The sequence below is a fragment of the Mesosutterella multiformis genome, from assembly GCF_003402575.1.
Classification (GTDB): domain Bacteria; phylum Pseudomonadota; class Gammaproteobacteria; order Burkholderiales; family Burkholderiaceae_F; genus Mesosutterella; species Mesosutterella multiformis.
Genome location: NZ_BGZJ01000002.1, coordinates 688,981 through 701,885, shown reverse-complemented (window position 1 = coordinate 701,885; position 12,905 = coordinate 688,981). Strand labels below are relative to the sequence as shown.

At 57.8% G+C, this 12,905-nt stretch carries 14 protein-coding genes and 2 pseudogenes; 10 read left to right on the top strand and 6 right to left on the bottom strand.

Translation table 11 applies throughout. The annotated features are described in order from the left end of the window. Positions 1–103 precede the first annotated feature (103 nt). Positions 104–358: a hypothetical protein gene (locus tag M4NBBH2_RS11675; protein WP_116271105.1), complete on the bottom strand. Its 255-nt coding sequence runs from the start codon at positions 356–358 to the stop codon at positions 104–106. A 218-nt stretch (positions 359–576) separates the two neighbouring features. Between M4NBBH2_RS11675 and M4NBBH2_RS11740 the strand changes: the two genes are divergently transcribed. From M4NBBH2_RS11740 to M4NBBH2_RS12405, 9 genes and pseudogenes are all read left to right on the top strand, one after another. Then, positions 577–960: a hypothetical protein gene (locus M4NBBH2_RS11740; protein WP_125064685.1), complete on the top strand. Its 384-nt coding sequence runs from the start codon at positions 577–579 to the stop codon at positions 958–960. Positions 961–1,556: 596 nt separating this feature from the next. Next, positions 1,557–4,623: pseudogene (locus M4NBBH2_RS12410) on the top strand (molybdopterin-dependent oxidoreductase). A gap of 22 nt (positions 4,624–4,645) precedes the next feature. Continuing rightward, on the top strand, positions 4,646–4,966 hold the full coding sequence (locus tag M4NBBH2_RS12130) for a 4Fe-4S dicluster domain-containing protein (RefSeq protein WP_238691414.1): 321 nt from the start codon (positions 4,646–4,648) through the stop codon (positions 4,964–4,966). Further along, on the top strand, positions 4,963–5,514 hold the full coding sequence (locus tag M4NBBH2_RS12125; RefSeq protein WP_238691413.1) for a 4Fe-4S dicluster domain-containing protein: 552 nt from the start codon (positions 4,963–4,965) through the stop codon (positions 5,512–5,514). Before M4NBBH2_RS12130 ends, M4NBBH2_RS12125 begins: the two co-directional genes overlap by 4 nt. Continuing rightward, entirely contained in the window at positions 5,515–6,201 is a 687-nt protein-coding gene (locus M4NBBH2_RS11635; RefSeq protein ID WP_238691412.1) for a cytochrome b/b6 domain-containing protein, read from the top strand. A 316-nt stretch (positions 6,202–6,517) separates the two neighbouring features. Beyond that, a complete protein-coding gene (locus M4NBBH2_RS11730) occupies positions 6,518–6,841 on the top strand; it encodes a hypothetical protein (RefSeq protein WP_125064682.1) in 324 nt (107 codons plus the stop codon). Continuing rightward, positions 6,726–7,169 carry a formate dehydrogenase accessory protein FdhE domain-containing protein gene (locus M4NBBH2_RS11630; RefSeq protein WP_116271099.1) on the top strand — a complete coding sequence of 148 codons (444 nt, stop codon included), beginning with the start codon at positions 6,726–6,728 and terminating at the stop codon, positions 7,167–7,169. The genes M4NBBH2_RS11730 and M4NBBH2_RS11630 overlap by 116 nt, the downstream gene beginning before the upstream one ends. A 130-nt stretch (positions 7,170–7,299) precedes the next feature. Then, positions 7,300–7,923: a formate dehydrogenase accessory sulfurtransferase FdhD gene (fdhD, locus tag M4NBBH2_RS11625; RefSeq protein ID WP_202973763.1), complete on the top strand. Its 624-nt coding sequence runs from the start codon at positions 7,300–7,302 to the stop codon at positions 7,921–7,923. Continuing rightward, entirely contained in the window at positions 7,878–8,207 is a 330-nt protein-coding gene (locus M4NBBH2_RS12405) for a formate dehydrogenase accessory sulfurtransferase FdhD (RefSeq protein ID WP_202973762.1), read from the top strand. Before fdhD ends, M4NBBH2_RS12405 begins: the two co-directional genes overlap by 46 nt. Before the next feature lie 281 nt (positions 8,208–8,488). On the opposite strand, the gene M4NBBH2_RS11620 is transcribed toward M4NBBH2_RS12405, so the two are convergent. The 5 genes and pseudogenes from M4NBBH2_RS11620 to M4NBBH2_RS11600 all read right to left on the bottom strand — a co-directional run. Next, positions 8,489–8,935, bottom strand: a complete 447-nt coding sequence (locus M4NBBH2_RS11620) for a hypothetical protein (protein ID WP_124944247.1) — start codon at positions 8,933–8,935, stop codon at positions 8,489–8,491. Between the two features lie 32 nt (positions 8,936–8,967). Beyond that, entirely contained in the window at positions 8,968–9,765 is a 798-nt protein-coding gene (locus tag M4NBBH2_RS11615; RefSeq protein ID WP_116271098.1) for a nuclease domain-containing protein, read from the bottom strand. 237 nt (positions 9,766–10,002) lie between these two features. Further along, the gene (locus tag M4NBBH2_RS11610; RefSeq protein WP_116271097.1) at positions 10,003–10,488 is read right to left on the bottom strand and encodes a hypothetical protein; all 486 of its coding nucleotides are present in this window, start codon (positions 10,486–10,488) and stop codon (positions 10,003–10,005) included. Positions 10,489–10,552: 64 nt separating this feature from the next. Next, entirely contained in the window at positions 10,553–11,257 is a 705-nt protein-coding gene (locus tag M4NBBH2_RS11605) for a hypothetical protein (protein ID WP_116271096.1), read from the bottom strand. Further along, positions 11,254–11,598: pseudogene (locus tag M4NBBH2_RS11600) on the bottom strand (hypothetical protein); the annotation flags it as partial. The gene M4NBBH2_RS11605 and the pseudogene M4NBBH2_RS11600, both read right to left, overlap by 4 nt. Positions 11,599–12,261: 663 nt before the next feature. On the opposite strand from M4NBBH2_RS11600, the gene M4NBBH2_RS11875 reads away from it, so the two are divergent. Beyond that, positions 12,262–12,447 carry a hypothetical protein gene (locus tag M4NBBH2_RS11875; protein ID WP_170135176.1) on the top strand — a complete coding sequence of 62 codons (186 nt, stop codon included), beginning with the start codon at positions 12,262–12,264 and terminating at the stop codon, positions 12,445–12,447. Positions 12,448–12,905 lie beyond the last annotated feature (458 nt).

Here is a 12,905-nt window from a genome sequence, read left to right as displayed (position 1 = left end):
TGAATGGGTGTCAGTTTCTCGCGGAAAAACACGACGCCGAGAGCGACCGACATAAGAGGCGTGAGGAACATCCCGATCCCAAGCTCCACCACGTGCCCGGTGTTCACTCCACGATATTCACGAGCCAGTTCGCGCTTGAGAAAAACGCGGCCCCGACGAGAAGGAGGGCGAGCGGCCTATCCGAGCGAAGTCCCCGGACCACACCGGAAAGCTCACCGAGCCGGCCTTTTGCCGCAAGGTACCCGAAGATAAAGACGAGACTCCCGATAATTCGGAGGCAGAGAATCTCAAGCGACGACGCTTCCCGAGGAGCCGCCAGTAGATCGGCATCAGGCCCCAGAGATATAGGCGAGGACACCGGCCGCGATGCCGGCGCGGGCAGCTGCGGGACTATTCAGATCAGGAGCCTGAGTTGTCATTTTGCGTCGTCCTTCAAGTGATTTTCGTCTACTGAATATTCTCCTCTATATATATAGAGGTTTTTTATGATTTCGATTTCCGTGTGCCTGGGGCTAAAGGGTCAGAGCTGCGGGTCAGTCGGAAGCGGTGCTGATATCGGATCACCATAGATATTGTGTGCCGGGTCGCTTGGCCGGTGCCGAAGAAGACGAGGCCCGCGAAGGGGAGGATCATCAATGCCCCTGCGATTCCTCCAATCCGGATCCCAGCGATACCGACCGCGAGGAGCGCGTAGAACCCGAGCGCCCAAATACCGGGCCTTCCAAAATCATGCAGCCTCTGACTCATGAGGCAGGTAAGCGAATAAAGACCAGCGAGAATAGAGAGCCCGCCGAGCACCGCGAACACCCGAAACTCACGGTTTCCGAGCCTGTCGCGCTCCGCGCTACCCCCGCGAGAAGCACGGAAACAAAGACCGCGCAGGAGAGGAGGATCAGGAGAAGCAGGACGCCGATCCAGAAGAACCGCCGCGGGAGCCGCCCTGAGGCTCTGAAAAACTGAAGCTGGTGCATGGGAAAATCCGAAATTCAGTGAATAGGTTATCTATCCCGCACTTTAACGCGTTTCGGGTCGGAAGATGTGGGGAAAACGGGCTTTTCCTGGAGATGAACGCGGTGTTTCAGGGATTCTTAATTTTCACGCCCCATTTTTTCCTTTCTTAAGGTCCATTTCAGGCGCGAAAAGTACCCTTTTCAAAAAGTTTTATGCTAAACTAATTTCTGTAACGAGAATCATTTTCATCTAACGGTATACCGGTATCTACGCCGGTACCGGCCAAGGAACTAGGCCTTCTGACGTAGCCAAAACACGCATCCCCAATATATGGCGTGTTACGAAACTGAAGCGAAACTGAAAGAATTCCCCGAAAACATTAAAGATTTTATGTGTGCACTGTGGGGCCTTACCGTTATTCCTAAAATGAATACCGCATTGATCTCATAGCGTTTTCTTGTATCCCTCATGCACGGTATGTAGTGCTAAATCCTCCTTCGCTTAGTCCCGCCTCCCTATTGGATCTGAAAAAACTGATCCCTAGAATGCGTGACATGCCCGGCCCGAACGGGATTTACAAAAACAAAGCAAATAGGAGGCTTTTTATGGGGATCTCCCGTAGAAGTTTTTTCAAACGCAGCATGGCTCTTGGCACCAGCGGCTTTGTCGCTGCTGCCCCGTCCCTCGCGCACGCTGCCGCCGACACGGCTAAGAAGCCATACAAGCTCGTTTCAACCCAGGAATTCACGAACATCTGCTGCTACTGCGCTGGCGGCTGCGGTGTGATCTGCTCCGTTCGCAACGGCGAACTCGTGAACCTCGAAGGCGATCCGGATCATCCGGTGAACAAAGGCGGTCTCTGCCCGAAGGGCGCGACCATGTTCAACCTCCGCAACGTCGTTACGCCGGACCGCAAGGTGAAGCATAACGAGTCCCGCCTCCTGAAGCCGCAGGTTCGCCGCCCCGGCTCCGACAAGTGGGAAGACATCTCCTGGGAAGACGCCTTTAACGAAATCGCCCGTCACGTGAAGAAGACCCGTGACGAAAACTTCGTTGAGTACGAAGACGGCGTCCTCGTGAACCGCAACGACGGCATGGCCTCCATCGGCGCTGCCCAGCTGCAGACGGAAGAGCTTGGCTCGTGCAGAAGTTCTGCCGCTCGCTTGGCTCCGTGCAGATCGATAACCAGACCCGCCCCTGCCACTCCTCCACGCCGGCCGGTTTTGCCCCGACCTTTGGCCGCGGCTCCATGACCTCCACTGGTGCGACATCGAAAACGCCGATGTCGTCATGTCGATCGGCTCGAACAGCGTTGAGTCCCACCCGCTTTCCTCCCGCTACATCGAACGCGCTCAGCGTAAGGGCGGCACCTGGATTGTGGTTGACCCGCGCTACACCCGTTCCGCCGCTCAGGCTGACCTTTACGCCTGCATCCGCCCGGGTACCGACATCGCCTTCTTCGGCGGCATGATGAACTACATCCTCTCCAACAACCTCTGGCAGGATGAGTACGTCAAGAACTACACGAACGCCCCGTGCCTGATCAACCCGGACTTCAAGTTTGATCCGGAATCCGGCCACTTCACGGGCTACAACCCGACACCCACAAGTATGACGACGAGACCTGGTCCTATCAGACCGCCTCTGACCGCGAGTGGGATACGAAGGGCGCGATGAACTGGGTGACGAAGCCCGGTGTCCCGAAGTTCAAGTACCCGACCGTCCATGAGCCGAAGAAGGACATGACGCTGCAGGATCCGAACTGCGTGTTCCAGATCATGAAGCGCCACTACTCCCGCTACACGCTCGATAAGGTTTCTTCCGTTACCGGTATCGATAAGGAAGTCCTCGAGAAGGTCTATCAGGTCTACACGTCCACCGGCAAGCGTGAACGCGTCGGCACGATCCTCTACGCGCTCGGCGAAACGCAGCACACCTTTGGTTCCCAGAACTGCGCTCGATGGCTGTGATTCAGCTGCTCCTCGGTAACGTCGGCGTCCCCGGCGGCGGCGTGAACGCGCTCCGAACAGGGTTCCACCGACATCGCGGCTACCTCTGACGGCCTCCCCGGCTACCTCAACTACCCGCGAAGCTGACTGGCTCGCGAAGGAAACCTATGCTGACGGCTACTACACGAATAAGCCGAAGTTCATGGTCTCCATCCTGAAAGAGTGGTACGGCGAAAACGCCACGGTCGAGAACGACTATGGCTATGACTGGATGCCGAAGCTCCCGCACGAATACCGTGACGCCTCCATGATTCCGACCTGGAACCGTATGCGCGACGGCAAGGTGAAGGGCTACTTCGTCTGGGGCATGAACCCCGCTCACTTCGCTCCGAACGCGTCGAATGCCCGCCGCGGTCTCTCGCGAAGCTCGACTGGATGGTTGTCTCCGATATCGTCCCGACGGAAACCTCCGACTTCTGGAAGGAACCCGGGTTCGACGTCAAGTCCTGCAAGACCGAAATCTATCGTCTGCCGGCCCTGATCTACGAACGCCCCGGTTCCATCGTGAACTCCGGCCGTATGCTGCAGTGGCGTGAACAGGCTGTGCCGCCGCTCGGCCAGGCGAAGTGGGACCTTGAGATGATGTCCGAAATCTTCACCCGCGTTCAGGACCTCTACCGCAAGGAAGGCGGCAAGTGCCCCGAGGCCGTGACGAAGGTGAACTGGGACTACAAGGTTGACGGCAAGTGGAGCATGGAACGCGTTGCCCGCGCTCTGAATGGCTACAACACCGTGACCGGCAAGTTCCTGAAGACCTACGGTGACCTCCAGGCTGATGGCACCTCCGCCTGCGGCTGCTGGATCTATGTGGGTTACTGGAATAACGACGACGCTCCGCTCGATCACACGAAGCAGCCGGTTTACCGCCGGTACCGAGGATCCCTCTGGTCTCGGCGTGTTCCCGAACTGGGCCTGGTGTGGCCGGCCAACCGCCGCATTCTGTATAACCGGCGCGCCCGACATGAAGGGCCAGCCCTGGAACCCGAAGCGTGACCTCCTGGGACGAAAAGGCTCAGAAGTGGGTCTGCTACGACGTGCCGGATTTCGTGGCTGCCAAGGACGGCAAGGTGTTCCGCCGAACAACAAGGCCTTCATGATGACCTGGGAACAGTACTCCCGTCTCTTCCCGAATCACGGCATGGCCGACGGTCCGCTCCCCGAGCACTATGAGCCGTGGGAATCCCCGGTGAAGAACCAGATCAACGGTTCTCAGAACAATCCGTGCGCGATCTACACGAACGACCCGTCCGTGAAGCGCGCTGATCCGGATAAGTTCCCGATCGTCGCCACGACTTACTCCGTGGTTGAACACTGGCAGGCTGGCGGTCAGACCCGTAACTGCCCGTGGCGTTGAAATCAGCCCGCGTCCGTTCGTCGAGATGTCTGAAGAACTCGCGAAGGAAAAGGGCATCAAGAACAAGGACCTGGTCCGTGTCTGGAACAATCGTGGCGAAGTCCGCGTCCAGGCCATGGTGACGAAGCGTCTGAAGCCGGTCATGGTTGACGGCAAGCCGCATCACATCCTGGGCTGCCCGCACCACTTCTCATCGGCCGCTACGCGAGCGACCGCTGGACGATGAACGACCTAACGCCGAACGTCGGAGACCCGAATTCCCAGATTCCGGAATACCGCGGCTTCCTCGTTAACGTCGAAAAGGCCTGATCAGAGAGACTAGAGATAAATAATGGCAAAACCTAATGATGTCGCCATCTACTTTGACTCGAGCCTTTGCACTGGCTGCAAGGGCTGCCAGGTGGCGTGCAAGCAGTGGAACGAACTTCCCGCTCCGCTCGGTCACAACGTCACGGAATTCTCTGGCTCCCTCCAGAGCCCGATGGATCTGAATGGCGATACGCGTCTTATCCAGACCTTCCACGAGGAAGAGTCCGGCAACAAGTTTCCCAACTGGGCTATCGGCCGCCGCTCCTGCATGCACTGCACGGACGCTGCCTGCGTCGAGGTGTGCTCGAGCCACGCGCTGTTCCACGACAGAACGGCATCGTGAACTTCGACACCGAGAAGTGCAACGGCTGCCAGTACTGCCGTACCTGCCCGTTCGACGTGCCGCGCTTCCGTCCTGGCGATCACAAGATCGACAAGTGCACGGCCTGCATGGACCGTCTTGAGAAGGCGTATCCCGGTTGCCAGCCTGAAGCGCTCCGCTTCGGCAACCGCGATGAAATGATCGCGAAGGCGAAGGCCCGCGTTGAAGTCCTGAAGGCTAAGGGCTTCAGCAAGGCTGAGGTCTACGGTGAAACCGAAATGGGCGGTCTGCACGTGATCTACGTCTGCAAGCACGGTCACGAGGCCTATGGTCTCCCGACCAACCCGCAGAAGAAGGCTGTGTACGACTCCCACAAGCTCTTCCGTCCGCTCGGCGGCATTGCCGCGGCCGCGACCGTTGCCGGTCTCGCGCTCTCCTGGATCTCGGCTCGCAAGTATCACCGCGATGATCTGACGATCGACGAAGCGAAGAAGACCTGGACTCCGGAACAGCAGGCCAAGGCCGACGCTGAACTGAAGGCTGCCCTCGAAGAAAAGGAGGAAAAATAAATGACTCGCTATATCCAGCGCCACTCCCGTCTCGCCCGTGTGACCCACGGTGTCGCTGCGGTGTCCTGCATTTTCCTCGCTCTCACCGGCGTCGCGGTTTTCACGCCGGCGATCTCCGAGGCTCTTGGCGGAACGTTCGTCTACTGGATGCGCATGCTGCACCGTATCGCCGCGGTGCCGTTCATCCTCTTCCCGCTGATCGCTCTCGTTCGTTCTCCGAAGGGTGCCGCGCACCTCTTCAAGACAACATTCGGCAAGTGGGATAAGGACGACTGGGAATTCGCCCGCAAGTTCGTGCCTTACCTCTTCAACCCGCAGAAGGTTCATATGCCTCCGCAGCACGAAGTGAAGGGCGCGCAGCGTATGGCTGACGGCGGTCTCGTGATCATGGGCATCCTGATGGCTCTCTCCGGCCTCGTGATGTGGGCTGAAGCTGGCTGGATCCCTGGTTCCACCGGTATCGCGATGTCGGCTTCCCTCATCTGGGCCGCTCACATCATCCACATCGGGTTCCTCGTGATCATCGTCTTCGGTCTTGGCCACATCTACCTTGGTGCCGGCATCTTCCAGCCGTACAAGGGCACTGCCAACCTCATGTGGGGTGGGCACGGCAAGGTCTCTGAGGCTGACGCCGCCTACCACTGGGGCTACTGGCTAACACCCGCCTCGGCACCGGTGAAGGCGTGACCACCGAAAAGAAGTAAGAAGCAGCATGCAGTAAAGCTCTAGTTTGATCAGAGCGGCAGTACCTGCCCGAGACCCCCTAAAGTACCCGGTTTAAAAACATCAAATCCAATAACTTAAAAAGAGTTTCAAACCATGGATAAGAATCTTGAACAGGCAGTTGAGCAGCTTTCGAAGGGCGTTGCCCGGAGACCGTTCACGTGCTTTGGCTGACGGCTGAGACGCTTGAGAAGACCCGCGAGCTCTCGGATAGCTATTCGCTCGAAATCGTTGATCTCACCCCTGAATCCGTTGAACGCGTGAAGAAGGTGAAAGCACGGTGCTCCAGGAGTCGCCGGTCGCGATCGACCGCGCGAGCCTCGCCGCGGTGTGCCGCGAGATTCTCTCCACGCTCCTCGGAAAGGTCGCAAGGATATGGATCCCGAGGTCCTCAAGATGCTTGAGGGCATTGACTGGGACGCGCTCGTGGATGACCACGCGCGCGACGCTTGCCGGCACCCGTCCGCAGGAGTTCCTGAATTACATCTATGACAACGCGAATGGGGCGGATCCGGATACGCTCTCGCGCTTCATCTTCCCGGTTCTCTCCTGGGCTCCGCGTCTTCATTGGGAACGCGGCGAAATCGAAGGCCGCGTCTCTTGACCAGGATTCGCTTGAGGACCGCAAATACGGCTACAAGCCTCACTGCCCGATCTGCGGCGGTGATCCTGTGATGGCCCGTATTTCTGAAACGAATTTCAATGGCTCGGTTCGCAGCCTCGTCTGCGGCACCTGCGGCGCTTCCTGGTACTGGAACCGCATCGGCTGCCCGTACTGCGAAACGAACGCGACGCGTGACCTCCGTTATGTCCACGATAAGGACGACCTGGATCACCGCCTCTACGTGTGCGACCACTGCGGTGAGATCCCCCGACCGTGTTCGAGCACGAGGATGAATTTAACCGGACTCCGGACGAGCTTGAGCTCGTGAAGCTCGGTGATCTCCAGATGGCTTACGAAGCCGGTCAGGAGAAGCCCCTCAACTAAGGGGCGGCAAAGCAGCTTAAAGGAACGGAAAGACTGACCGCAGTGAGTGTCAGGGTTTTTATAAAGGAAGCGCCATGGATCTCAATCAGTGTGCAAGACCGGTAACTGCGTATAAGCGCAGCTTCGACACGTTCGGAGCGGTGCCGGATGTCGTGGCTGAGGAAGTTCCCGTGGCGCTCGTTTATAACGGGATCAGCCACGTCGTGATGATGGCGCTCCCCTCTGACCTTGAGGAGTTCGCGGTCGGTTTCTCACTCTCTGAAGGCATCATCCAGAATCGCTCCGAGATCTACGGGATGGATGTGGTTCCGGCCTGCCGCGGCGTTCGGGTGGAGCTCGAGGTGTCGAGCGAAAGCTTCATGAAGCTGAAGGAACGCCGCCGGTCACTCGCCGGCCGCACGGGCTGCGGTGTCTGCGGTCTTGAGCAGATTAATGACGTGATCCGCCCGGTGAAGCCGCTTCCCCGCACCGCGACCTTTGATCTCCAGCATCTCGATCGGGCGCTCGCCGCGATGAAGGCTTGCCAGCTTGTGGGCGACGTTACGGGCTGCACGCACGCGGCGTGCCTTCTCGATGACCATGGCGGCACGATCGGCTGCATGGAGGACGTCGGCCGCCACGTGGCGCTCGATAGCTCCTTGGAGCCCGCGGCATGCGCGCTCCCACGGCTCCTGAGTGGAACAGCCGCGTGGTGCTGATCTCGTCCCGCGCTTCCTACGAAATGGTTCAGAAAGCGGCGAGCTGCGGCGTTGAAGTGCTGCTCGCGGTGTCCGCGGCGACTGGGCTTGCCGTCGAAACGGCGGAAAAGGCGGGCTCACGCTGGCGGCGTTCTGCCGCCCGGGCCGCGCGACGGTCCTCACGCATCCCGAGCGTCTCACGAACGCCGGACTTCCCGCGCAGCGTGGCGTTGTTATCGATTCGGTCGCCGAGCGTACGTTCCGGCGTCCCGCAGAAGAATCCGTCTCCTAGGGCTGCGAAGTAACTTGCAGTCTTTGATTTCCCGTCCGCCAAAGCACGGGAAATTTTTAGGGATGTCAGGGCAGCGATATCCAAGACATCCCTCTTTTTCTTTTTCTCTGTATAGCTAGAACAGAGATCTTTCATACCTGGGCTTCGAGCTCAGGTTTTTTTATATGCATAGCGAGCAGAGCCGCTGTCCGCTGTTAGTAGAAAGACGCCTCCCCTGTGAAGTCCTGATAGATACCAATAGATCCTGATAGTTACTATCAGGATCTATCAGAAGCTATTAAGCGGTTTACGCCGCTATTCCACGGTTTCGCCGCACTCAGGGCACACGAGTTTTCCTTCCCGACGCCGGTAGTAGTCGGACTTCAGCGCGTTCCCGAAGAGCGAGGTCCGCCCGCAGCACTGGCACGTGAGCTTCCGCCGCACGACGTTCTCGCAGTCCTTGCAGTACAGGATGTTCCATTCGATTGGGTGCCCGTCATGATCGAAATCGGAAGCTCTGAGCACAAGATGATCGCCGCTCGCGCCGCAGACCGGACAGAGGAGCTCATCGGGGTGAGAGAAATCCGCCTCGTAATCATGCTCCAGCGCCTGAAGCCACTCGAGCACCGCTTTCGCGAGCCCGTTATTCCGGAGAAGGGTTCCGAAGTCCGCGAACGCGTGTACCCAGCCCCGGCCGTGATCCATGAGGCCAAAGTAGCTAGGACGCTCGGTTTCAGGCGTTGGGTATACGAGGAAGAGCATGTTGCGGCCATCGGTAATCTGACGGTCACGCGCTAAGCGGGCGGCTGCCTACTCCATAAATTCAGACCGGCCCCGCGCGGAATATAGGGAGTGTCGGAGGTCTTCTGAGCCTCCTGCAGGTAGTCCTTGCGGTACGCGAGTTCCTCAAGCAGCTGCCGGCAGTCCGCGGCATTAAAGACCGTGCGGAATTTGGCGTCGAGAATGAGTTTCGGGAAACGTTTTTCAAGCCGCGACTCATCGATCAGCTCAAGCACAAAGTCCGGGCGGAAGGCGTAACGCTGCGTCCCTTGTTTCGGGAGCTCGTACTCGTAGGTAAGACGGATCCGATAGCGCCAGGAAGGATGCGTGAATTCGAGACGGATGTTATGTTCGTCCCGGATCACCCTGCGGATAAAGTCGCTCACCCAGCCGGTCGGCAGCGTCAGCTTGAACCGGGTCTGCAGAACCCGGACGAGCGTCACGAGCACCCAGCGTTCATAGAGTTCCGCGAGGCGCGTGATTCTGAAGTGGCGCGAATGCTGGAACGCATAGTGGAGACTTTCCACGGATTCAAAGCCGACGCGGTTCGAGAAGAACGCTTTCTGGGCTCGGTAGAGGTGCGAATACTTCGTATCCTGCTGGAACACCACCATGTTAAAGTTCAGCGCTTCGGTCCCGATTCCGAGCTTGATCAGGCGGTCGCGGCTCCGGCGGAGCTTCTCCCGCATGAGTTTGAGCGTCTCGGTGTCCTCGTGATCAAAGTACCGGTCTTTTACGGACTGCGGCTGATCGAGCACGAGTTCCACGAATTCGAGCGTCCGTTCGACGACAGAATGCACGAACTGATTCACGCCGCTGTTCCAGTCGTGATGAAGCTCGCGGGAGAGAAGCGTCCGGGCGTTGGGGTTGAGATACTTCCGGATCAGCGTGGCGGAGGACTGCCGGGCACGCGCGCGGGAGGAGATCTTCCCGGAGACCGATTTTCGCGCGAAGCGACGCCATCACGGATTCGATGGAGTTCACCAGATCGACGAGAGACTCAAACTGGTAGAGGCTGCCTTCTTTCGGTGTTCCGCTTGACTCTGTGCTCACGGCAGCGGACGCGGTGAGGGATTTTTTCCCGCGAGAATGATCTCATAGAGCCCGTCCCGGAAGTCACGGAGCATCCGGTCAAGCGACGCCTGATCAAATGGCTCGCATTCCACGTGAAGGACAAATTCCGAGCCGTCAGTCCACGCGACGGGGAGGAATCCGACCGAGTTATAGATCGCGGAGCTGCGGAGCGTCTCGGTCTCTCCGGTCTGACGGTTCCTGTTCGTATAGAAGCAGGAGAGGAACCACCAGCGGTTTCCATCCCAATCCGTAAACGAGTCCCAGGCTTCGCTCGTATTCTCGAGCGGAACCGGGGATGCGGCCGCGTTATCGGACCGGAAGGCCGGGAGAATCAAGGACCCGTACTCGTTCCGATTAAACGCGGTCACAACGAGTTCGGTCTCAAACGAGCCGATCTTTTCCGTAATCCGGGGAGCGTTGTTTTCCCGTCTGACAAAACGGATGTAGCACGCGTGGAACATCAGAGCGCCCAGTAGTTGACCTGGTTATCGCCGTTCCGGCTCTGTTTCAGCAGGTCAGATGCCTCTACATTGCACTGCCGGTCATCGAGCACCGATTTCTCAAGGTACGCGTGGAACTTCTGAAGCGCTTCGCCCTTCGTTCCGGGGTAGCCGCGGGAAGATCCCGAATCCGCGTCAAACACCATGCGGGGAGAATCTTCGAGCGGATCACGGCGCTGATCACGCCGTTCGGATCAAGTCCCACCTTCATCATCGAGTTCTTCAGATGCAGCGCCTGCTTGATGAGACGCATGCTGAGGTCGATATTGAGAGGGTTCGTGTACTCCCGCAGCCCAATCAGCTTCTGGATGATCGGATCCCGCATCGCCGCGCTGTCGAGATCTTCATACGGTCCCCGGATGCCAAAGGACGCCGGATCAATCCACTTTGCGTCCCCGGTGCCGGAGCACCTCTCATCATCCTTCATCGCGAACGGGTCGTCATCCATCTTCAGAACGTGAACTCGGTCAAGCACCTTCGGTGAGAACGAGTTCGTTGTCTCATCCACATTGATTGTGCCGATGAAGCGGACATTCTGCGGAATCTTAAGCGTTCGGCCGGATTTCCCGTCATCTGCGGCACCTTCCGCGATTTCAACGAGTTTCGTGAGAAGCGGCGCTTCGCCGAATTCCTTCAGAGCGCCGGCGAGAAGCCCCCGGTAATCGGGGTCCCCGAGCACATCCTGAAGTGTGACGTCTGACCCTTTGTCGCCTAGGAACGAGAGGATCACTTTGCAGACCGCGTACTGCGCTTTGCGGGGGCTGGATCCTTTTTCTTCGGAATCCCAGGGAGCACGATTTCAGGTTCCGGAACCGTTCGGTCTTCAAGGCGGCTGAGGAAATCCGCGAAGTAGTGTTCGGGAATCGCGATGTTCATTTCGTCGAGCACAACGAGATGCATCTTTCCGGGATGCGCAGCGGCCTGGAGGAGATCGTCACGGAAGAGGGTCGACACATAGGTGCCGTTCACCGGATTGAAGTACCCGAGAAGATCCTCCGTGCTCATCCAGTTCGGTTTCACAGGAACGATCGTGACGTCCGCCCCGATTGCCTCAGCGTAACGCTGGCAGAAACTCGTTTTGCCCCGGTACCGGAGCGGCCTCCAAGCACCACCATGTCGTGAGTCTGCATGAGTGCCGTGAAGGTCTCAATGAGTTTCTTCGGGTATAACCCGCCGCGTTTCAGCGATAAAGCTTCAATACGCCGGATTTCAGCGTCCCAGGCTTTTTCGCCTTCAATCTGTTCGCCGTGAACAGAAGTTCTTCGTCAGTCTCTTGCGTCAGAGCGCGTCCGGGTCGGTATAGAACCCAATTGAAGCAAGAGCTCGAGCATCTGCTCCTTGGTCAGAATGTCCCGTACTTCGCGATCAGACGCATCCTCCACAGATGAATCGGAATTCTCATTCGTCAGCCGCCACTTCAGCAGGCTCCGTTTCGCTTGCAGGATCCTCCGCGAAATCCGAATCATCCTCTTCCGATCTCGGACTCTTCAGCCCATTTCCGATGCTGTGGGCTCAGTGAGAGACACATCAGATGTCTCTTTTCTGAATAGGTTCAGACACCTCAGGTGTTTCATCTTCAGTGACAGGTCTTCCGGCGGCAGTTCCTGTGGTTCAGGTACTTCTTTATGAACAGCAGGGGAGACCTTGATCTTCCTCAGGCTTCGGCCCCGTAGGGAGCGGTAGTTCCTCAGGGATCATTGATTTCGAAAGAAGAGGCTGTTCTTCCGTGCGCGTATGAACGGTCTGTTTGATGTGTTCAACGTGCTGGTTCCGTTCTTCTTCCATCCTTTTTTAAACGGTGATTGTGCTTTCAGCTCTGGAAGGCTTTTCTTCCGGTTTTGGCGAGGTAACGGCGCGGCGGATTTCGGCGCGGAAGAGAGCTTGCCTGTTCCTCCTTTTCCTCAGACTCCTTCCGGCTGAATTCTTTCAGCAGCTCCTGGCGGATACCGTAGTTGCCAAAGGGTTTGGCATAGGCGTTTTCGGAAGGCGAGGGGTGCGTGCGGCGGCTCAACGCAGAATCGCGGATGAACAGAGGAGATCGGAGAGGAATAAACCTTATGCGTAATCGTCTGCGGTTTTCGGCTGAACGGCTTCGATTTTCATGTTGACCGTGATGTACTCAAGGTCAGTTGCTTGAGATAGAGCAGCGGTGTGCCGGAAAGGTTTTTGGAGCGTGACATGAAACCGCACTTTGGAACCAAACGAGAATCGCCAGCAAAGCTGCGGGTCGTCGATTCTGAGATTCTAAATTGGGCTGGAAAAAATACGTAGTCGATAGTTCGGTTATTTTTCAGCCCAATCTGGGATCATCGTATACAAATCAGGGAACCCAAGCCGAGCGGCAATGCCATGTGCCGCTTGTAACCTCAAGCCAATGA

What these genes read in the sequence shown, in the direction of transcription:
- M4NBBH2_RS12130 (WP_238691414.1), top strand. Translation starts at nt 4,646, where the DNA reads ATGGCAAAACCTAATGATGTCGCCATCTACTTTGACTCGAGCCTTTGC.
- M4NBBH2_RS11635 (WP_238691412.1), top strand. Translation starts at nt 5,515, where the DNA reads ATGACTCGCTATATCCAGCGCCACTCCCGTCTCGCCCGTGTGACCCAC.
- M4NBBH2_RS11630 (WP_116271099.1), top strand. Translation starts at nt 6,726, where the DNA reads ATGACAACGCGAATGGGGCGGATCCGGATACGCTCTCGCGCTTCATCT.
- fdhD (WP_202973763.1), top strand. Translation starts at nt 7,300, where the DNA reads ATGGATCTCAATCAGTGTGCAAGACCGGTAACTGCGTATAAGCGCAGC.
- M4NBBH2_RS12405 (WP_202973762.1), top strand. Translation starts at nt 7,878, where the DNA reads ATGCGCGCTCCCACGGCTCCTGAGTGGAACAGCCGCGTGGTGCTGATC.
- M4NBBH2_RS11620 (WP_124944247.1), bottom strand. Translation starts at nt 8,935, where the DNA reads ATGCTCTTCCTCGTATACCCAACGCCTGAAACCGAGCGTCCTAGCTAC.
- M4NBBH2_RS11610 (WP_116271097.1), bottom strand. Translation starts at nt 10,488, where the DNA reads ATGTTCCACGCGTGCTACATCCGTTTTGTCAGACGGGAAAACAACGCT.
- M4NBBH2_RS11875 (WP_170135176.1), top strand. Translation starts at nt 12,262, where the DNA reads ATGAACGGTCTGTTTGATGTGTTCAACGTGCTGGTTCCGTTCTTCTTC.